The sequence below is a fragment of the Alphaproteobacteria bacterium genome (assembly GCA_016722515.1).
Lineage (GTDB): Bacteria > Pseudomonadota > Alphaproteobacteria > Rickettsiales > JADKJE01 > JADKJE01.
This window is the reverse complement of the sequence record JADKJE010000001.1, coordinates 674,168-694,124: the sequence shown is the minus strand read 5'-3', so window position 1 is coordinate 694,124 and position 19,957 is coordinate 674,168. Positions and strand designations below refer to the sequence as shown.

18 protein-coding genes are annotated in these 19,957 nt (G+C 43.0%); 4 read left to right on the top strand and 14 right to left on the bottom strand.

All coding sequences use genetic code 11. The features are described from left to right. Nucleotides 1–416 precede the first annotated feature (416 nt). From IPP74_03120 to IPP74_03060, 13 genes are all read right to left on the bottom strand, one after another. Nucleotides 417–2,906, bottom strand: coding sequence for an ankyrin repeat domain-containing protein (locus tag IPP74_03120; GenBank protein ID MBL0318284.1), 2,490 nt, complete (start codon nt 2,904–2,906; stop codon nt 417–419). Between the two features lie 510 nt (nt 2,907–3,416). Beyond that, the gene (murG, locus tag IPP74_03115) at nt 3,417–4,505 is read right to left on the bottom strand and encodes an undecaprenyldiphospho-muramoylpentapeptide beta-N-acetylglucosaminyltransferase (GenBank protein MBL0318283.1); all 1,089 of its coding nucleotides are present in this window, start codon (nt 4,503–4,505) and stop codon (nt 3,417–3,419) included. Then, nucleotides 4,502–5,632, bottom strand: a complete 1,131-nt coding sequence (gene ftsW / locus IPP74_03110; protein MBL0318282.1) for a putative lipid II flippase FtsW — start codon at nt 5,630–5,632, stop codon at nt 4,502–4,504. The genes murG and ftsW overlap by 4 nt, the downstream gene beginning before the upstream one ends. A gap of 115 nt (nt 5,633–5,747) precedes the next feature. Next, nucleotides 5,748–7,115, bottom strand: a complete 1,368-nt coding sequence (locus tag IPP74_03105; protein MBL0318281.1) for a UDP-N-acetylmuramoyl-L-alanine--D-glutamate ligase — start codon at nt 7,113–7,115, stop codon at nt 5,748–5,750. Continuing rightward, nucleotides 7,112–8,200, bottom strand: coding sequence for a phospho-N-acetylmuramoyl-pentapeptide-transferase (locus tag IPP74_03100; protein ID MBL0318280.1), 1,089 nt, complete (start codon nt 8,198–8,200; stop codon nt 7,112–7,114). Before IPP74_03100 ends, IPP74_03105 begins: the two co-directional genes overlap by 4 nt. A gap of 24 nt (nt 8,201–8,224) precedes the next feature. Beyond that, on the bottom strand, nt 8,225–9,622 hold the full coding sequence (murF, locus tag IPP74_03095) for a UDP-N-acetylmuramoyl-tripeptide--D-alanyl-D-alanine ligase (GenBank protein ID MBL0318279.1): 1,398 nt from the start codon (nt 9,620–9,622) through the stop codon (nt 8,225–8,227). Nucleotides 9,623–9,632: 10 nt separating this feature from the next. Next, nucleotides 9,633–11,120 carry a UDP-N-acetylmuramoyl-L-alanyl-D-glutamate--2,6-diaminopimelate ligase gene (locus IPP74_03090; protein ID MBL0318278.1) on the bottom strand — a complete coding sequence of 496 codons (1,488 nt, stop codon included), beginning with the start codon at nt 11,118–11,120 and terminating at the stop codon, nt 9,633–9,635. Beyond that, nucleotides 11,062–12,789 (bottom strand): penicillin-binding protein 2, encoded by a 1,728-nt coding sequence (locus tag IPP74_03085; GenBank protein ID MBL0318277.1) that lies wholly within the window; start codon nt 12,787–12,789, stop codon nt 11,062–11,064. The genes IPP74_03090 and IPP74_03085 overlap by 59 nt, the downstream gene beginning before the upstream one ends. After that, nucleotides 12,786–13,106: a hypothetical protein gene (locus IPP74_03080; protein ID MBL0318276.1), complete on the bottom strand. Its 321-nt coding sequence runs from the start codon at nt 13,104–13,106 to the stop codon at nt 12,786–12,788. Before IPP74_03080 ends, IPP74_03085 begins: the two co-directional genes overlap by 4 nt. Then, complete coding sequence (rsmH, locus tag IPP74_03075; protein MBL0318275.1) at nt 13,103–14,059, bottom strand: 16S rRNA (cytosine(1402)-N(4))-methyltransferase RsmH; 957 nt, start codon at nt 14,057–14,059, stop codon at nt 13,103–13,105. The genes IPP74_03080 and rsmH overlap by 4 nt, the downstream gene beginning before the upstream one ends. Nucleotides 14,060–14,062: 3 nt before the next feature. After that, a complete protein-coding gene (gene mraZ, locus IPP74_03070; protein MBL0318274.1) occupies nt 14,063–14,536 on the bottom strand; it encodes a division/cell wall cluster transcriptional repressor MraZ in 474 nt (157 codons plus the stop codon). Nucleotides 14,537–14,786: 250 nt separating this feature from the next. Continuing rightward, a complete protein-coding gene (locus tag IPP74_03065) occupies nt 14,787–15,209 on the bottom strand; it encodes an IS30 family transposase (protein ID MBL0318273.1) in 423 nt (140 codons plus the stop codon). Between the two features lie 441 nt (nt 15,210–15,650). Then, complete coding sequence (locus tag IPP74_03060; GenBank protein MBL0318272.1) at nt 15,651–15,794, bottom strand: hypothetical protein; 144 nt, start codon at nt 15,792–15,794, stop codon at nt 15,651–15,653. 290 nt (nt 15,795–16,084) lie between these two features. Between IPP74_03060 and IPP74_03055 the strand changes: the two genes are divergently transcribed. The 3 genes from IPP74_03055 to IPP74_03045 are packed head-to-tail and all read left to right on the top strand — an operon-like array spanning nt 16,085 to nt 17,140. Beyond that, a complete protein-coding gene (locus tag IPP74_03055) occupies nt 16,085–16,558 on the top strand; it encodes an IS30 family transposase (GenBank protein MBL0318271.1) in 474 nt (157 codons plus the stop codon). Nucleotides 16,559–16,571: 13 nt separating this feature from the next. Beyond that, on the top strand, nt 16,572–16,910 hold the full coding sequence (locus IPP74_03050) for an IS30 family transposase (protein ID MBL0318270.1): 339 nt from the start codon (nt 16,572–16,574) through the stop codon (nt 16,908–16,910). After that, nucleotides 16,883–17,140 carry a hypothetical protein gene (locus tag IPP74_03045; GenBank protein ID MBL0318269.1) on the top strand — a complete coding sequence of 86 codons (258 nt, stop codon included), beginning with the start codon at nt 16,883–16,885 and terminating at the stop codon, nt 17,138–17,140. Before IPP74_03050 ends, IPP74_03045 begins: the two co-directional genes overlap by 28 nt. A gap of 234 nt (nt 17,141–17,374) precedes the next feature. On the opposite strand, the gene IPP74_03040 is transcribed toward IPP74_03045, so the two are convergent. Beyond that, the gene (locus tag IPP74_03040) at nt 17,375–18,235 is read right to left on the bottom strand and encodes a glycosyltransferase family 2 protein (protein MBL0318268.1); all 861 of its coding nucleotides are present in this window, start codon (nt 18,233–18,235) and stop codon (nt 17,375–17,377) included. A 76-nt stretch (nt 18,236–18,311) separates the two neighbouring features. Here IPP74_03040 and IPP74_03035 point away from each other — a divergent pair, with 76 nt between their 5' ends. Next, nucleotides 18,312–19,949 (top strand): NAD+ synthase, encoded by a 1,638-nt coding sequence (locus tag IPP74_03035; protein ID MBL0318267.1) that lies wholly within the window; start codon nt 18,312–18,314, stop codon nt 19,947–19,949. Nucleotides 19,950–19,957: the final 8 nt, after the last annotated feature.

Below are 19,957 nucleotides of genomic sequence, written 5' to 3'. Positions count from 1 at the left end.
GAAGAGCTGGAATCATTACGTAATGTAATGGGCGTGTTGGGTATTGAAACATAGCTTTTTGAATCGAATGATGATTTACGTACAGGGATGTGTGACTTAATCTATTTAAGAGTGCTTGGCCTTCACACCACCCCGGCCTTCGGCCACCCCTCCTTGGCATGAATCTGGGGTGGTGTGAAGGGGCTCGGTCAAGGCTACCACTCTTGTTCTTCTTGGATCGTATATACATCAAAGGAACATACCAAATCTACGCCGGACACCCAAATCTAATTTTATAAATCAATAACATATTGATCTATAATTTTAAATCTCGCTTTTGTTGAACAGATCAGTTACTCAATTAAAACGGTGCTGATTGCTAAATCAAAAGGCCGCTAAACAGTTGATACTTTGTGCACAACTAAAAAGAAAATACACTAGGCACCAATTCCACCTTGCTGAATAGCGGGGGCGTTTCGTTGGTTAAGAATGCGGTTTGCTGCTGTATTTCCAGCTTCCCACTTGAGTATTTCTCCCCCTAGGTTTTGTGACGTTCTAATATCTGACTTACTTTTAATAGGGTTGGCTTCTAACTTATTATCCTGTTGGAAAGCAGTTGGTTTTGGCAAATTAGCCATTTGTGCTGGCATTATTTTGCTGTAGCTTAATACGCTATTATGCGTAAAGCTAATGATTTTCGTTTCTCCACTGGTAAGTGTGGTATGTAACTGCATTTGCCCAAGTGGTTGTTCCGGAAAGATCACTTTTGTCTTGGTGTCATCAAACTTATCACCAAAGAAATCTTTTACTTTATAATACAGGCTATAGTAACAAGCGGCATGTTCATCCGTTAATGGGTGTTTGGCTGTTTTATGAAGTGCTCGGACAGGAGCAGTAATAGGTGCTGGTATTAATTTAATATTATAAGTCTGTATTTCGTTTGTTGATTTAAACATACTGGAGCCACATTCAAAGGTTGATAGAGTTAACCTTTTAAAATTATTAATAATTGTCTTTCCTTTGAGTGAAGCACGGTAGGCATTTTGTGCCTCTTCTATTTTACCGGGGGATTTATAATCATATCCTACTTCGTTAATATACTTATTAGCCTCATTCTCTTTTAATCTTTCATTTAATTTTTGATTAAGATAATCGTAATCAATCTGTAATATTCCCTTGTCAAGGTGATCAAAAATAGATTTAAGTACAATTCCACTTTCTGATGAGGGGCTAGCGTTTTTAGGGCCATAATGTTGTTGAAGATGATAGGTTTTTTTGCCATATTCGGTTAATATTTCAAAGGTAGATTGTGATTCTCCCTTCTCATTACGAATGGAAAGAATATGGGAATATCCACTAAAACATTTATTCGTGTATCCACCAACACAGTGGCCTAATCGTTTCTCTTCATCTTTTAATAAAGAGGTTGTATTTAAAGGGACTACGGACCAGTTTTTCCCTGATACATTCACTTGAATGTTTGAGACGTTAAAAAGAGGTTCCCATGTTTTTCCACCTAAGTCTTTTACTTTATTAAGTGATGCCTGCTGGGCTGGATCATGCCAGTGATGATTAAAGCGCATAACGTGCAACGTATTTACATTCAATAAGAGAACGTCTCGAACTTGTTGGGATAATTGTTTGGTTAATGTGCTGGGATCTGTATTTAAATCCGTTGATTGTAACAAAAGGGGTAAAACGCATGTTCTGGTATAATCTTTTACGGCATCTTTTAGAGTTGGATTAAAGAATCTAGGTGTTATTCCTTTAAAATTTTCAATGTTTTGATCTGCACCTTCCTCAATTAATAATTTTATAACATCTTTATTTTCACTTGCAACCGCATAATGTAATGGGGTGTTTCCTTTATAATCTTGTGCATTAATATTGTATTTGCCAATAAGTTCTTTAACAAGGTTAATCTCACCATTTTCCGCTGCGGCATGTAGCATGGTATATTGGTATTCTTTGTTTTCAATTTTAAATTCTGAGTCTGGATTTATACATAAATAGTCATTTAATAAATTAATAGAATCTAAATATGATTTATACGGAGCAATATATGAAAAGTGCAGTTGATATGCTAGTCCATTTCTATAAAGATCTTTTTCTGTTTTCTCGAAAATCCCCACATCATGGTGCGAGTAGCGTGATGGGTATGATGTTATTGCTTGAACTAATAATTGGGCGTTTGTTTCATTAATGTTTGCACCATGGGCTAAAAGTATATTTATAGAGTCTATAGAAAGCGAGGATAGCGCTCCTTCTAATGCTTTGTTTAGTTGCTTAAGAGTAAAAGCATTATTACTGAATAATGCCTCGGAAAGGATGTTGTTCTTAGCTGAATTTAACAGTAGTTTTTCTTTATACTTGTCTTTTATTTCAATTTTTAAATGGTTGCTTAAAAACATTGCTGTTTCAAATGATCCGTATTCAACAGCCAATATATATGCCAGCTTAATATCTTCTTGATCAAATAAAGATGCAGAATCCTTGGCTAATAGTTTCTTTACAATAGATAAATGGCCACGTGAAGCTGGTATTAAAATGGAGCTGGCTTCTTCTTGATGTATTCCATCACCATTATCTATCTTATGTTCTCTCTTGGTATACATATCAGCCCCATGAGCAATCAGAAGGTCAACGATATCCTCATAACCTCGATGACAGGCGGCGTGAAAGGCCGTTTGTTCTATACCATGTATGTCGAGCTCTTCTTCCGCTTCGGAAACGGGTATTTTTTTTGCGATATCTGGTTTATATGAAAGTAAGATTTCGACGATATCTTTAAATCCAGCATCACAGGCTAAATAAAGCGGTGTTTGAAAAATCTCATTTGTATCATCGAGGTTTTCTGTTGAATGGGATAATATTTTTTTTACTTCGTGTATGTCGTTTTTTAAAACTGCGTTATGGAGTACTGTCATGAATAACCTTTTTTATTTTTAATATATTATAGAGAAAATCAATAAATAGTCCAATAAAATATAATACAAGCAAGTATAACTATTTATATATTTTTATTAAAGCGAATTGTACAGCGTTTAATTGTGTTATTGTGATTGGCTAGCATCTTATAAGAATTCATACTTCCAACACACCAGAAACTATGTAGTGTGATTCCTTCTAATTGAATGCCTGTGTATCATTTTTTGAAACTGCGTTATGGAGTGCTTTCATATCGGACCTTCATTTATTTTAGGCATCATAAGCATAATGCAATGCTGTTAACCAATAATTTGTTTGATTTTTATGTATTATTGAACTTGTTCTGCATAGATAGTGGAGTAATTGTTCTTTATAGATATTAAGTGATGATCCTGGGGAAAGAGAGGTATTGAGCGTGGGCTGTGCGCACTCATGACGAGGCATTGCATCGCACGTATCTTCACGATAAAACTATTTCTGAACGATTTAATGCCTGGTTCTTGGGCTTTTTAACCGGCAATGAGCTCAAATAATCTCTGGGTAGCCAGGGGTTCTCCCAGTTTTGCGGCTTGTTTAGCTGCATCCATGAGAATATTAGGCTTTGACAGGATGCCAGCCAGTAACCGTGCCAGAGATTCTGCAGTGAGGTCTGATTGCGGCATAATCCATGCAGCATTACTTTGTGCTAAATAGGTGGCGTTTGCGGTTTGGTGGTCATCCATGGCATGGGGAAGAGGGATAAGGAGAGAGGGGCGACCAATGATAGTAAGTTCAGCCAAGGTAGAAGCACCTGATCGGCCAATGAAGAGATGGCTGAGGGTCAGTAATTCCGGAATGTTGGTGAAGAAGGGGGCAAGCGTTGCGTTAACTTCAATGCGCTTATAGAAAGCGTCAGTTTCAGCAATTTCTCCTTGGCGGCATTGTTGAGTCACGTGTAGGCGTTGCCTTATCTCTTTTGGTAATTGCTCAATGGCAGCAGGAATGAGGGTACTAAAAATACTAGATCCCTGGCTGCCGCCAGTGATTAAAAGTTGGATCGTATCTTCTTCATTCAGTGAGGGAAGTGGTGCTTGTTTATGCGAAAGTATTTCTGTGCGAGTAGGGTTGCCGGTATAGACAAGTTTATGACGATAGATCGAGGGTACACGCCCAACATGGGGAAATGAAGTCGCCAGCGCATGCGCCCTGCGAATCATAAATCGATTAACGCGCCCGAGAACGGCGTTTTGTTCGTGCATGATGGTTTTAATGCCAAGAGAACGTGCAGCATAGAGGGTTGGGAAGGACGGGTAACCACCAAAGCCAATGACGGCTTTTGGTTTAAGTTCTTTCAAAAGTTTTTTAGCTTGCAGATATCCTTTGCTAAGTGCAACGAGGGCTTTCAGTTTTTTGACCAGATTGCCGGATGGGGATGCAGCATCAATAAAGTGGGTTTCGTATTGGCCTGATTGTGGATAATTTTTAAAACGAATATCCGAAATAATCACCGCTCTATGTCCCTTTTCGGTTATATAGGCTGCTAATGCTTGTGCAGGGAATATATGTCCACCGGTGCCACCAGTAGCAAGTACATAACAATGGGATAGGTGTGTGTTCATGAAGGAAACCTTTGCGTACGTGAACCATAACGTTTACGGGTTAAAGCCAGCATCATTCCCATGGCAAGTGCCATGGCCAGCATTGAAGAGCCGCCATAACTCATGAAGGGGAGTGTCATACCTTTGGTGGGCAAGATATGCAGTGCGACCCCCATATTGATGATGGCCTGCAAACCAAACTGCATCAGTATGCCAGAAACGCTGTACATGATAAATAAATCGTCTTCTTTCATCACTCGCATAAAACCACGGATCACTACAAAGGCAAAGAGGCCGATGATAATTAAGCAGGCGATCATGCCCAGTTCTTCGCCAACCACCGAAAAGATAAAATCGGTATGAGAATCGGGAAGGACCAGTTTGACGGTTCCTTCGCCAGGGCCGCGCCCCGTAATGCCACCATGTGAGAATGCTTCAAGTGATCTGCGCACCTGGTAGGCTTTATCCACATCAGGATCCATAAACAGGTTAATACGCTGTGCAACGTGCGGCAAAAAATGATACGCAAACACCAATCCCACAAATGCAAGGCCAATAGCGACCACAATCCACACTAATGGCAAGCCAGCGAGGAATAATTGTCCTACCCAGACGGTTGACACGGTAATTGTCATCCCCATATCGGGTTGCATCACCAGTAGCGTGACGATAATGGCATAGAGTGCCATGGAGATACGGTACATTGGAAACCCTTCACGGGTTTTTCCTTCCGACAATATCCATCCTGTACAAACGATAAAAAGTGGTTTGACGAATTCTGAAGGCTGTAGCGAAAATCCCAGCACGTTAATCCAACGCTGGGCACCTTTTACATGTGGGCCAAAGAGCAGTACTATGACTAACAGTCCTAATCCGATAACCAATCCCATCACCGCAACACGTCGAATGACAACTGGATTTAAAAACGACATGGCAATCATCAGCGGAACGGCGATTAAAAGATTCAAAAGTTGCTGATGAATAAAATAAAACGAGTTGATGCCAATACGCTCAGCCACCGCAGGGCTGGCAGTGGTCACCATGATCATGCCAATAGCCATAATCGAAAAAATGGCAACCAGCATATAGCGATCGATCGATCTCCACCATTTGCTGATAATACCTGAATTGAACCGTTTGTTGCGCATATATAGTTAGTACTTACCCTAGTTCTATACGATAGTGACGAATAGCGCGAAGGTAAAGAAAAAATATTAACAAGCGTGGCGGGGCACATAAGGAGGCACCACTATACTATCGATGCTATAGAGCATTTTTAAGTTCAGCCACGTAACGACAAAAATCCTGACCACGCACTTCAAAATTAGGAAATTGATCCCAGGACGCACAGGCTGGAGAAAGAAGCACAACGGGGCTTTTTCGCTGATCGTTGTGCGCATGTTCATAGGCCATTTTTACCGCTTTATCCAAGGTTGTGCACTGGCTAAAATCGACATGGCCATCAAGCGTTTGGGCAAATTCATCGGCGGCTTCACCAATTAGGAAAGCATGGCGGACACGTGGAAAATAGGAGGTAAGGGAGGTAATACCGCCGGCTTTGGGCCTGCCACCTAAAATCCAATAAATGTTGTCATAACAAACAAGCGCTTTTTCTACGGCTTCGGCGTTGGTGGCTTTACTGTCATTGACAAAACGGATGCCATGAATTGTGTCTACATATTGAATGCGGTGAGCAAGGCCTGGAAAACTTGCTATGGCTTCAATAATAGTATCAGCAGAAATGTGAACAGCACGAGCCATTGCGTAGGCAAAGGCAATATTTTGCGAATTATGGATGCCAGGAAGGCGGTCGCGGTCGGTGATCGTAAAACGTTCTTGGGAAGCGCCGGTATCGTCAATTAGCGTATCGTTGACCAAACTGATACCACCTGCGGGATGTTTTTGTACGGAGATAGGAATGGCGCGTGCAGGACCTTGCTTACATTCTTCGTAGACAGCGTGACTATAGGGATCATCAATCCCTACAAAAGCAATGTCATGCTGATCCTGATTCATAAAAATACGTTTTTTGGCGGTCACATACCCTTGCATATCGCCGTGACGATCGAGGTGATCTGGCGTCACGTTAAGCAAACAGGCGATGTTGATATGGGTCTCCTGGATTAAGTCTAATTGATAGGACGAAAGTTCCAGTACCACAACACTATCCTTGCCTGCAGGGTGAAGATCCAGTGCAGGAATACCTAGATTGCCCCCTACGACTGTTTTTACGTTTGCGTGGTTTAAAATATGGTCGGTGAGGGTGGTCGTGGTTGATTTACCATTGGTGCCGGTAATGCCGATATAGGTGGGTTCTGGATGGAGAAGATTAAGTGCTTCAATATCGCATACAATGTTACAGTTGTTTTGCTGGGCTAAGGTAACGATAGGATGTGGCTCAGGATGCGTAAAGGGGATACCTGGGCTTAAAAAAAGTGCCTGGATGGATGGCCAGGGGTAGGTATTGGGTTCTAATAAATGCAGGTTAGGATGGGGCAAAAGTTTGCTGCGCCCTTGCTCATTATCATCCCATACATAAAGCGTGCAGCCCAATTCCAACAAACGCACACAGGTTGAATGACCCGCTTTGCCTAAGCCAAATACTGCAAATGTTTGATGGGGTATTTTCATCTTAGCTTTAATGTCGTTAAACCAATGAGGGCAAGTATGATGGATATAATCCAAAAACGTATCACAATTGTGGGTTCTTTCCAGCCTTTTTTCTCAAAATGATGATGAATGGGGGCCATTAAAAAGACCCGTTTGCCTCTGGTTTTAAATGAGGCAACCTGAAGAATCACTGATACGGCTTCCATCACAAATAATCCACCGATGATTGCCAGCACCAATTCGTGCTTGGTAATAACGCTGATGGCTCCCAGTGATCCTCCCAGAGCAAGGCTGCCAGTATCGCCCATAAATACTTTGGCTGGAGGCGCATTAAACCATAAAAATCCAAGTCCGGCTCCTACGATAGCCGCACAAAATATGGTTAACTCACCAGCACCTGCTACACTGTGTATCTGCAAGTAATTAGCAAAATGAAGGTTGCCCACTAAATAACTGATGAGGGCAAAACAAGCGGTTGCAATCATAATAGGCCCAATAGCAAGACCATCCAATCCATCCGTTAAGTTAACCGCATTGGAAGTGCCAACCATTACCAGCATCACAAACGGAATATAGAACCAGCTGAGATTGATAAGGATGCTTTTAAAGAAAGGAATGGTAAGGTGCGTGGCATAACCAGTTGCTGCCAGATGTTGAATCCATACCGCAGCGCCAAGGCTAATGGCAAATTGCAGTACCAGTTTCTTTTTGCCGCGTAAGCCGTGATAATGTTTTTTGGTGACTTTGAGGTAATCATCGAGAAAGCCAATGAAGCCAAAGCCCAGGGTGACCATCAACACTATCCAAACATATTCATTTCGTAAATCCGCCCACAGAAGGGTTGAAAAAGTGACCGCTACTAAAATCAGGAAACCACCCATGGTTGGGGTTCCTTTTTTGGTTTCTAAATGACTTTGCGGCCCGTCGTCGCGGATGGGTTGACCTTCTTGTTGTTTTTTCTTGAGCCAGCGAATCGTTGCTGGTCCACATACAAAGCTGATAACAAGTGACGTTAAAATAGCTCCAGCACTTCTGAAGGTAATATAACGAAACAGGTTTGAAACAACGAGATTACTCATAACCTGGGTGAACAACATATATAACATAGTATAAACTCTTTATCGTTTAGATTAAGACACCGGTTTTGCTTCTTCGAGCAACCGTGTCACTATTTTATGGACATGACTCCCATGCGAGCCCTTTACAAGTACGGTATCTCCTGCTTTTAAGCAAGCGATAAGTTGCGGATAAAGGGTGTCGGGATCCTCGGCACATGGGCCTTGGAGGTGGTGTGGTAAAGTGCCGTGCAAATGGCGCATGAAATGACCGGATGTGCAGACCATATCAATGCGTTGTTTGGTAATATCGTGGGCTAATCCTGTATGCAGAGCCAGCGCATGGTTACCCAGTTCGAGCATATCTCCCAGGACTGCAATCTTTCTGCCTTTGGCATGGCTTAGTTGTGTAATTGCTGCGCGCATCGAAGCAGGGCTTGCATTATAACTATCGTCGCACAAGGAAAAGTTAATGTTATTGATCTGTAATGGGTACAGTTTGCCTCTGCCAGGAAGGGCACTGAATCCTTGAAGCAGATTGGCCGCTTTCTGTACATCCAGTGATAAAGCATGGATAATACCCAAATTAGCAAGTGAATTAATCGCCATATGTTCACCAAACATGCCAATTTTATAGGAGAAGGGCTGGCCTTCGATTACGGCATCTACATGCCCGCCTTGTGCCTCTTGCTGATAATGAACCATCCGTATGGTCGCATTGGCGGATGTGCCGAAGGTGATTCTTTTACTGGCTCCCCATTGGTCCGCAGACACTTCCATTATCAAATAATAAGGGCTATCAAAGGGAAGAACGGCAACGCCTTTATTGACCATGCCTTCAAAAATCTCGGCTTTGGCTTTAGCAATGGCTTCTACATTTTTGAAGTATTCGATATGAACCGCTTCTACTGTGGTGATCATGGCAATATGTGGTTGTGCCATTTTCGAAATATGGCGAATTTCTTCGGCATGGTTCATGCCCATTTCGATAATCACAAACTGGCTGGTTTGTGGCGTGCGCATCAGGGTTAGTGGTACGCCGATATGATTATTCAAATTGCCCTCTGTGGCATAGGTTTCACCAAAAGCGCTCAGCATATAAGCAAGCATTGTTTTACAGGTTGTTTTACCAACGCTGCCGGTTAATCCTATAAATGTACCCGGACAACGATTACGTGCATATTTGCCGAGTTCTTCCATGGCTTTAAGTGTATCACTCACGTTGATAACAGGAAAATCGGCAGGGAGTGACGGGACATCCTGGCTGATAATCGCCGCGCATGCACCATTTTCATGTGCCTTTGCAAGAAAATCATGACCATCCATGGTTTCGCCTTTGATAGCAATAAATAAATCACCTGGTTTTAATGTCCGCGTATCGATGGAAACGCCGGTAGCAGCAAAAGGAAGTGAAGCTGTAACGCCTGGCAAGGCAGCTTTAATATCATGCTGATTCCATAAGATAATTGACATAGAATAACTCCTAAATAGATAGTAAACCGCTAGCGATTTCGACATCATCGAAATGGTAACTTGTGGTTCCAATAATTTGATAATTTTCGTGTCCTTTACCGGCAATGAGCAGTGTATCACCAGGCTTAAGACACGAAATAGCATAGCGAATAGCTTCTTTACGATCGGCAATGTTTTGTGCCTGAGGTACCGCTGTAAGAATGTCCTGGCGAATGCTTTGTGGATTTTCAGTGCGTGGATTGTCATCCGTGATAATCACATGATCAGCGAGGCGCTTTGCTGTTTCACCCATAAGTGGGCGTTTGCCTGGATCGCGATCGCCTCCACAGCCAAATACCACGTAAATAGAACCTTTCGTGTGTGGTTTTAATGCCAGCAATGCTTTTTCAAGGGCGTCTGGGGTATGTGCGTAGTCAACAAATACACCACCTAATTGTGAAGATGAACCCACCAACTGCATTCGACCGGGAACGGATATAAGTTTGCTGATGGATGGTATGATCGACATGTCAACATCGTTCAACCCTAAAACCAGTCCTAGGCTGCATAACACATTTTCAATTTGAAAACTGCCAACCAGGGGCAGGGAGGTTTCATACACAGATCCAAACACCGAAAGCGTAAGGTCAAACCCTTGATGCGACGGGCTGGAATGGTGTATATAAATATCAGATGCTGGCGTGCCATAGGAAATAACATGATGCTTCCTGCGTTGGCAAATGGATTGAAGTGGTGTAAACGTGTCACTTGCTTGATTCAAAACAGCGATGCTGCCGTGGTCAAGATACTCAGAAAATAATAAGGCTTTTGCCTGGAAATAGGCATCCATGGTTTTATGATAATCCAGATGATCGCGGGTAAGGTTTGTAAAGCCAGCGGCTTTAATGCCTTCACCACAAAAACGATGCTGGTCAAGTCCGTGGCTGGAGGCCTCGAAGGCTGCATGCGTAACGCCAAGATCGGCCAGTTCGCGCAACGTCCGGTAAAAATCAACCGGATCTGGTGTCGTCAAGGACGGACCTGATTTAGAGTGATAGGGTTTGTCATTATGATAGATACCTACTGTGCCCATACTGGCAGCATCAAATCCAGCAGTGCGCCACAGTTGTCGACAAAAATGGGTGATAGATGTTTTTCCATTCGTACCGGTGATTGCAACCAGCTTATCGGGTGTTTTTTGATAAAAATGTTTAGCGGCTAAACTGTACCATTGACGGGGATTTTTAGTTTTTAAAATAGGGACAGTGGTTGATGAATCAGCTACGTCTACGTCCTCATCACAGACAATGGCAGAAGCACCCGCTTCGATGGCTTTAGCAATAAATTCAGCCCCATTAAACGAAGTTCCACGCAGTGCAAAAAATAACGAACCACTGCCAACTTTTCGTGAGTCGCAGGTAATATTATGGATGACAAGATCGTCCTGCACGGCAGTAGAATTAACGGGCAAGATCTGGGTTAGCCGCAAACTCGGAATGTTTGCGTTTGTAATCAACATAAAATGCCTTCTGTAAGGTTTTGCTGCTTTCATCAACAGGTTCAATGCTCAACACCGGTGACATTTGTTCGATGATTTTTCCTACCAGTGGTGCGGCTGTCATCCCACCTGTGGCAAAACCACCTGTTTCTTTATTCCCTTGTGGTTCATCAAGCATGACTAGAACCAGATAACGCGGTTTATTCAAAGGATAGACACCGACGAAGGAAGATAGCATTGCATGATGGTTATAACCGCCATGGGAAGCCTTTTCAGCCGTACCTGTTTTTCCGCCCACCAGATATCCTTTAATGTTAGCTTTGCTGCCGGTTCCATCGGTAACGACCAGACGCATTAATTTACGCATGGTTTCTGACGTTGCTGCAGAGATCACCTGCCGACCTGTATTTTTTTTGCCTTTAATTAAAGTTGCCGGATAGAAAGTGCCGCCATTGACGATAGCGCTGACAGCTTGTACCAAATGCAGAGGCGTAATCGCCATACCATGACCAAAGGCAATCGTCATAGAATGAATATCAGCCCATACATCGGGATAAACGGAATTGCCTCTTTCTGGTAATTCGATTTCCAGGGGGCTCATCAGGCCCAGTTCATTGATAAATTCGCGTTGACGCTTTTTGCCGACATCGAGGGCAATTTTGGCCGTGCCAACGTTAGAGGAATGCATTAAAATTTCCGGAACGGTTAATGCCCCATTTTCTGGATGGAAATCCTTGATGGTAAAGTTGCCATAGTGAATGGGTTGGCTGACATCATAGCTATCATAAAGGCTCACGGCTCCAGAATCCAACGCATTGGCAATGGTAATGGTTTTAAAGGTTGAACCCATTTCATAAACACCAAGGGTATTGCGATTAAACCGTTGTGGGTCTTTGCTTTCCTTGACATTGTTGGGATCAAAATCAGGAAGGCTTACCATGCCTAAGATTTCACCATTGGTTACATCCATCACGACACCGTTAGCACCGATAGCTTTAAATTCACTCACGCCTTGAGATAAGATGGTGTAGAGAATATTTTGTACGCGCAGATCAAGGCTTAGTTTTAGCTGTTCGCCTTGGTTAAGCGTATCTTTCATGTATTTATCCATGTATTTTTCAACGCCGGCAATACCTGTTCCATCGACATCGACATAGCCTAAAATATGGGAGAATAAATTACCTTGAGGATAAACGCGCGTTTGTCCTTCTTCCAGGGTTAAGCCAGGAATTCCCAAACGGTTGACCGCGTATTCTTCATCGGGGGTGAGGTTTCGTTTAATCCAGACGAAACTTTTTTTGCTCTTTAATTTTTCATATAACGTATTATAAGGCTGATCCGGCAACGCATGATGGAGCATTTTTGCTACTTCTGCTGGATTGTCGATCAAACGTGCATTCGCAAACACAGACGACGTACGTAAATTGGAGGCAAGGGGGTCGCCATTGCGATCAACAATATCTGCCCTATCCAAAGTTAAAGGCTGGGCACTGTAATTGGCAGGTAAATTAGCGGGAATATCTTTGAGGACACTGATGTCAAATAATCGTAAAGACAATACAGCAAAGGCGCACACAAAGGCTATGATCACAATCCAAAGACGCTGCTGACTCGTCTCAACCTGAGCCTGAGCTTCAAGCTCATGCTTCATAACGTGTTTCCAATGAATACCGTAATGGGCTGCTGTCATTGGTCATCCTGTAAATCGATAGCCACCTGGGTGGCTTCATTTTGTTGAGGAAGGTCGCCAATGGAAGCCACAACCTGAGGGCTGTGGATTGTCTGCAAGTGCAGGTATTTATCGTTGAGGGCCTGAAGTCGCTCAGGCTGGTTTAAATATCCCCATTCAGCACGCAGGACGTGGATCGATTGCTGTTCTTTGGCCATTTGCTGCTGTACAGTCACCAGTTCGCGGCGTAAATCGCGGACGATGTATTTCACTTGAAACAGGGCAACGATGATAGCACCTAGGAGTATGATTCCCATTGAAACCAGTGGCCGTATCATAATTCCCCCTTTTTCAATCGACGCAGGGCTGCCCGTAATTTAGCTGAACGGGCACGAAAATTATGCTTAACCTCTTCATCGGAAGGGCAAACGGCTTTCCGTGTCAGTAATTCAAAGAGTGAACTGCTAGCATCCCTTTCTTGGTTTACTGCATATTTATTAACATGACGTTTCTTTTCTGATCTTGTGTTAAGAAATTCTTTGACGATTTTATCTTCCAGCGAGTGGAATGTAATCACAACGAGACGTCCACCTGGTTTAAGCAATAACTCAGCTTTTTCGAGAGCTTTTTCTAATTCGCCCAATTCATCATTAACCCAGATGCGCAATGCTTGAAACGTACGGGTAGCGGGATCGATATGTTTAGGGTATTTACGGATGGCGCTGCGCACAATCACCGCTAGTTCGTGGGTGGAGGTAATCGCTTTTTCTTTGCGGCTATTGCAGATAGCTTTGGCAATACGCCGAGAATCGGGCTCATCGCCATATTTAAAGATGATATCAGCTAATTCATTTTCTTCGGTCAGGTTGACAATATCTGCAGCGGTTAATTCGCTGTTGCCCATACGCATATCCAAGGGGCCGTCTTGCATAAAGGAAAAGCCACGTTCGGCTTGATCAATCTGCATTGAAGACACGCCAATATCCAAGAGGATGCCGTCGACCTGCGAAACTCCATGCTTGGCTAACAAAAAATCCATATCGGAAAAAGGGCCTTCCAGTAAGACGAAGCGATTTGGGAAATCATGGGATAAATTTTCTGAAAAGCTTCTAGCGGCTGGATCGCGATCAATCCCAAATACACGGCAATTGGCGGTATCTAAAATAGCGCGGCTATGTCCGCCCGCTCCAAAGGTTCCATCTACGATAATCTCGCCGTCTTTGGGCGCCAGAAAATCGATGGTTTCCTTAAGCATGACAGAGATGTGAGGGGATGAGGTGTGTGTGTTCATCTTTTAGACCTCCTTATCCATCTTGGATTGGGTATGGAGGCGGAAAGCACCGCGCTGGCTTAATGCCGTCTGACGTGCTTTGTTAAAGTATGTTTCAAAGCGCGAAGGCTCCCATATTTCAAAGGTTTTTCCCTTACCTACAAAGACGGCTTGCTCGTTTAGTTCAGCTGAAGCTATCAAAGATTCGGGTAACATAATCCGGCCTTCGCCATCAAAAGAAAGCTGCACACTGCCTGCTAAAATAGTGGCAGCAAACGCGTCACGTTCTTCGGAAAAGGGATCAAGCGTATCAATCGATTCGCTCATTTGCTCAATGCGACTAAGTGCGCAAGCTTCAATACAAGGATTGATAAAAGACCCATACGCGATAATGCCCTGAAAATCCTGCCTGGCAATAACCGCGCGAAAAGGCGCAGGCACAGAGACCCTGCCTTTTTTATCAATGCGGTTTGTGTAGGTGGAAATAAACAGTGCCATATTTTGGTGCTCAAATCGTCCTTTTCTCTATTATGGGATATTATGGTTTATTATGGGTTAAAATGGGTAGAGATGGGAATATATCCGACTCAAATGGGTGGAGTCAAGCGCTATGGTGGCGAAGAGCGGATTTTTCTTGGGTTAAAAAATGAAATTAAAAATAGGGTAACGCATTGATTTTTTAACAAACTTAGACCGTTTTCCAGGTTCTTTGCGCGCAATAAGCTGATTTGCTCGAGCGATTTATTTTTCAAATTCTCTTCGTAATGATCACTTTTAATAATTCAAAAATGAAATCATACCCTTCCCAGTGACCCAATGTTGTCCGCTTATCAATGTGCTTGGGCCGTTGATGGATAGAGACTCTGTTTGGTATACGTGAAGCACCAGCGCCTTTAGATTTCCTTAGTCCCCGCTTTGCTTTATGCCGTGGAAGGAACTTCCAGATTTTTTCTTTTCGTCTGGAGCCCTGATAAATCCAGTGGTAGATGGTTTCCTGACAAATGGATTTTAGTTCAGTTTGACCATGCTTAAGATACCCGGCGATTTGCTCAGGTGTCCAGAAATGGTTCTGCATGTGTTCCATAACACATTCCTGGAGCTTGATATCCTTGTCGAGTCGCGTTTGACGGCAACGGCGGCCAGCTGCCTGCGATGTGCCGTATCCGGCCAATATTGACCTGGCGGTGCTTCAGCTGAGATATCTTTACTCTTTCATCATAACTTAAATGGCTATATCTTTTCATACGCAACATCTTTTTGATTATCTGTTTCACAACAAACATCATAAGGTGATGCACTTCATTTTAGAACAGGCCCTTCATTCGCTACGTTAAAATTGATGGAAAATATATTCCGAATATTGAAGCAATTAGAGATAAAACATATAAAGAAAAAAACAACATTCTCTTCTTTATGGTGATATATCTAAATATCCCTATTAATACCCCAAGAAAGAACAAATATATGGAGCATAATATCAATAATGAGTTATCCCAGCATTCTATTTGCATTTTTAAAGCCATAAAAACAAACAAAACAAAAGATAAAGCCATAAATGCAATAATAAATAATGTTATTTTTAAATGGTAATTCATGATTTGTCCTAAGGTTATTATTTTATTCTAGTCAATGCCGGTATAAATTTCCAAAACTGATATTCACGCTGTGCTTGAGTCGTTTTGTCATTTGAAGCATTTCCAAATTTATAATAGGGGGCTACATCAAAATGTTTGTGATCTGACATATCTTGAATCAAAGAATTTCCCCAAAGCGAACTTCCTGGATTATAAAAATTATACGTACCTGCATTGACGGGGCCTGTTCTAAAATGAAGTGCAACACCTTATGATGTTTGTTGTCAAAACAGATAATCAAAAAGATGTTGCGTATGAAAAGATATAACCATTTAAGTTATGATGAAAGAGTAAAGATATCTCAGCTGAAGCAATCTGGCCTGCTAGCAGGCCAGATTGCTTCAGCGATCGGCCGTCCAGTGTGTACCGTTTATCGGGAGCTAAAGCGCAATGAAGCACCGCCAGGTCAATATTGGCGGATACGGCACATCGCCTGGCAGCTGGCCGCCGTTGCCGTCAAGCGCGACTCGACAAGGATATCAAGCTCCAGGAATGTGTTATGGAACACATGCAGAACCATTTCTGGACACCTGAGCAAATCGCCGGTCATCTTAAGCATGGTCAAACCGAGCTAAAATCCATTTGTCACGAAACGATCTACCACTGGATTTATCAGGGTTCCAGACGAAAAGAGAAAATCTGGAAGTTCCTTCCACGGCATAAAGCAAAGCGGGGACTAAGGAAATCTAAAGGCGCTGGTGCTTCACGTATACCAAACAGAGTCTCTATCCATCAACGGCCCAAGCACATTGATAAGCGGACAACATTTGGTCACTGGGAAGGCGATTTGATGAGCTTCTGTAAGGGTCTCAACCTATTCTGGTTCTCAGGGAAAGACAGACCATGTTTACCCTCAGCAAGCAATTGCCCAGTAAAAGGCCGATGACGTTGCAAACGCCATCCTTAACCTGCTAACCAAAATACCTCAAAAAGCACGCAAGTCGTTGACTTTGGATAATGGTGGTGAATTTACCCGTCACCAGTTATGGGGTAAAGCACTGGACATCAAAACCTTCTTCTGCGACCCATATGCATCATTGCAAAAGGGCGGCGTCGAGAATACCAATGGAAGACTGCGAAGAGACTTACCCAGAAAAACAAACATTCACACATACAACAAGGAGGATTTCAATGAAACCATTGATAACGATAACCTAACACCACGCAAAAAACTCAATTGGATAACTCCTAATGAGGCATTCCTAAAAAAATGTCAGAGGTTTGCACTTCAAACTTGAATGTGGCGTTTGATCAAAAACTTCAAGCATCTGGTGTGGTAAACTGCCTTGTTTGCATCCTTCCTGCTGGTCCTTATTCAGAAAAAATCTTAAATGATCTCAACAGCAAAGTTAAACCTATTGCAGAAGCACAGGAGGCGCTTAAAAAAGTCAGTCGTCATGAGTTGCGATCCAATCTTCTTTCCGCTTCAGATGTGTCACCAGCTAAACAATCAGCTAGACAGTTATGAGTCGTGAGTAGCTCTCCGTTTCTTATAGATTGTAAAGGTTATTTAGATGTAAGGATTTTATAGATGGTGGCCTGATCCTCAGGCCACCATCCCTTCTAACCTCCTCTCGGAGCAGGGGCGGATTCATGCCCACTTTGGCATGAATCTGGGGGGGGGGAGGGACTCCGGACAGGTTGAGCGCTTGGCCTTCACATCAATTTTTTGACGGATGAAAAAGTCTAAACTATCGCAGCTCTAATTTTCTTTTTGAATTAAAAAATTGACATTTCCACAAAATCTGGCCGCATGTTTAATCGCATAGTTGCGGTTAAGAGTCACCACCCCCCAAACAATGAGGAGTGCATGATTAAGGGTGGAAACGACTGTCCTCAGCCGATACGGATATTCATATTTTTTATAAAGATAGAGTTTTGACCAAGCCGTATGAAAATTCTTGATCCATACTATTTTCGGCGTCACTGGTGAAGACCGTCCAAGATGGTGAACCACTTTGGCATCTGGAATCAGGATCATTTCCACCTTATGTTGCAGGCATCGCAGAGACAAATCATTATCTTCGTAATAGAGAAAAATATTAGGATCAAAAAATCCTACTTTTTTCAATTGTGCCATATTGGCAAATAATAAAGCTCCAGAAAGAAACTCTACGCACACATCGCCTTCAGGAACAATATCCTGGTATTTTGTCGATTTCTTAAACATATGGTCTTTCAATCCCATTGACCGACCATTAGGATAAAACTGACGAGGAGCACACAAGGCTGCTTGTGGATAACGTTTGCAAGCTGCATATAATTTCTGAATATCATCCGATTCTATCAGGGCATCAGGATTCACTAACATGGCAAACGGGGTGGTCACTTTTTCCAATGCCTTATTATTAGCTTTGCCAAAACCTTCATTCGTAGCTAATGGGATAATGGTCGCATGCGGGCAGGTTTTCTTGACAACATCAAGGGTATTATCTCTACTGGCATTATCCACCACAAAAACCGTTTTGAAGCCTTCAAGATGGGCTAAACACGTTGCAATAACGGCGTCACTATTATAAGTGACAATAATGGGGGTAACCAATGTGGATAGGTCTGTTTTCACGCGTTTAACCCAATTTTTTCCCAATTTTTTTGGATAAAGGTTGAAGATCTTCCTGATCTTATGCTATCCTGCTTTCATGAATTCAGCAAGTCCCTTACTTCGAATCGTTATCGCTCAAACCAATCCATGTGTGGGAGACATCACAGGGAACCTGGAGGACATTGAGCAACATTACCTGCGTGCGTGCTCAGAAGCCGCAGATATCATTGTTTTTCCAGAACTTGCCATTACCGGTTATGATACCGAAGACCTAACCCTTCGTCCCGCATTCCACGAAGCAGCAGTTGCTGCTGTAAAACAATTGGCCAGGCTCACATTTAATACCTCTACAGCCCTGATTGTGGGAACCATCTGGCAGGAAAATGGCCAATGTTTTAATGCCGGCATTATGCTTTACGAAGGTGACATCTATGAGCGCATTTTTAAATATTCGCTTCCCAATTACGGCGTATTTGATGAGCACCGCGTTTTTGTTCCAGGTCCACTGCCTTCAGCTATTGAGTTTAAAAACTGTAAAATAGGCTTATTGATTTGTGAAGATTTATGGGAAAACGATGTTCCTTCCCATTATGCGTCCCAAGGCGTTGAGTTGTTAATTTGCATTAATGCCTCACCGTTTGAAGTTGATAAGAAACCACAAAGGCTGGATAGGGCAATCGAGGCTGTCACCATTGTTGATGCGCCGCTTATCTACGTTAATTCAGTAGGCGCCCAGGATGAATTAGTCTTTGATGGGCAGTCTTTTGTGCTGTCGATCAATGAAGAAGTCAATTTTCAGCTGGCTGCATTTGAGCCAGATTACGCCAGTATCCTTCTGCATCATAAACAAGGCTGCTGGCAATTAGGTCCAGCCCGTCCTTTTCAGGAAGAAGAAGGATTGGCACAAACGTATCGCGCCTTGCAGATAGGGCTCAGGGACTATGTTGAGAAAAATAATTTTAAAAGCGTCGTGCTTGGACTTTCCGGTGGAATTGATTCTGCTTTTGTTGCCGTTCTTGCTGTTGATGCATTAGGCAGCGATCGCGTCCATTGCGTGACCATGCCAAGTCCCTACACGGCAAACGAAACATTGCAGGACTCACTTGAGCTTGCCCAGAATCTAGGCTGCCGCATCGACACAATTCCCATTCATCCTTTATTTGAAGGGTTCCAGCAGCAACTGGCACCGATCTTCCGCGACGTAAAATCTGATGTTACAGAAGAAAACATGCAGTCGCGTATCCGCGGGCTTCTCCTGATGTCCATCAGTAATAAGTTTGGCTCGCTGGTTCTGGCAACGGGCAATAAATCAGAAATGGCAACAGGCTATTCAACCTTGTATGGCGATATGTGCGGCGGTTTTGCTCCCATTAAGGATGTCTATAAAACAGAAATATACACTTTATCAACATGGCGCAACCGCCAGACGCCCATTATTCCGGAGTCCATTATAGCGCGCGCGCCTACCGCGGAACTTCGTCCTAACCAGACTGACCAGGATACGCTGCCCCCATACCATCTCCTCGACAAAATTTTATATGGCATGATCGAAGAAAATTTTTCATCTGATGAGCTGATTGCTGCTGGTTTTGATCGCGCTATGGTTCATTTAGTTGCTAAACTTTTGTGTAGTTCAGAGTATAAACGTTACCAAGCACCACCTGGCACCAAAATCTCTTGCCGCGCTTTTGGCAAAGATTGGCGTTATCCTCTCACCAACCACTTCCGTTTTTAATCTGGTTC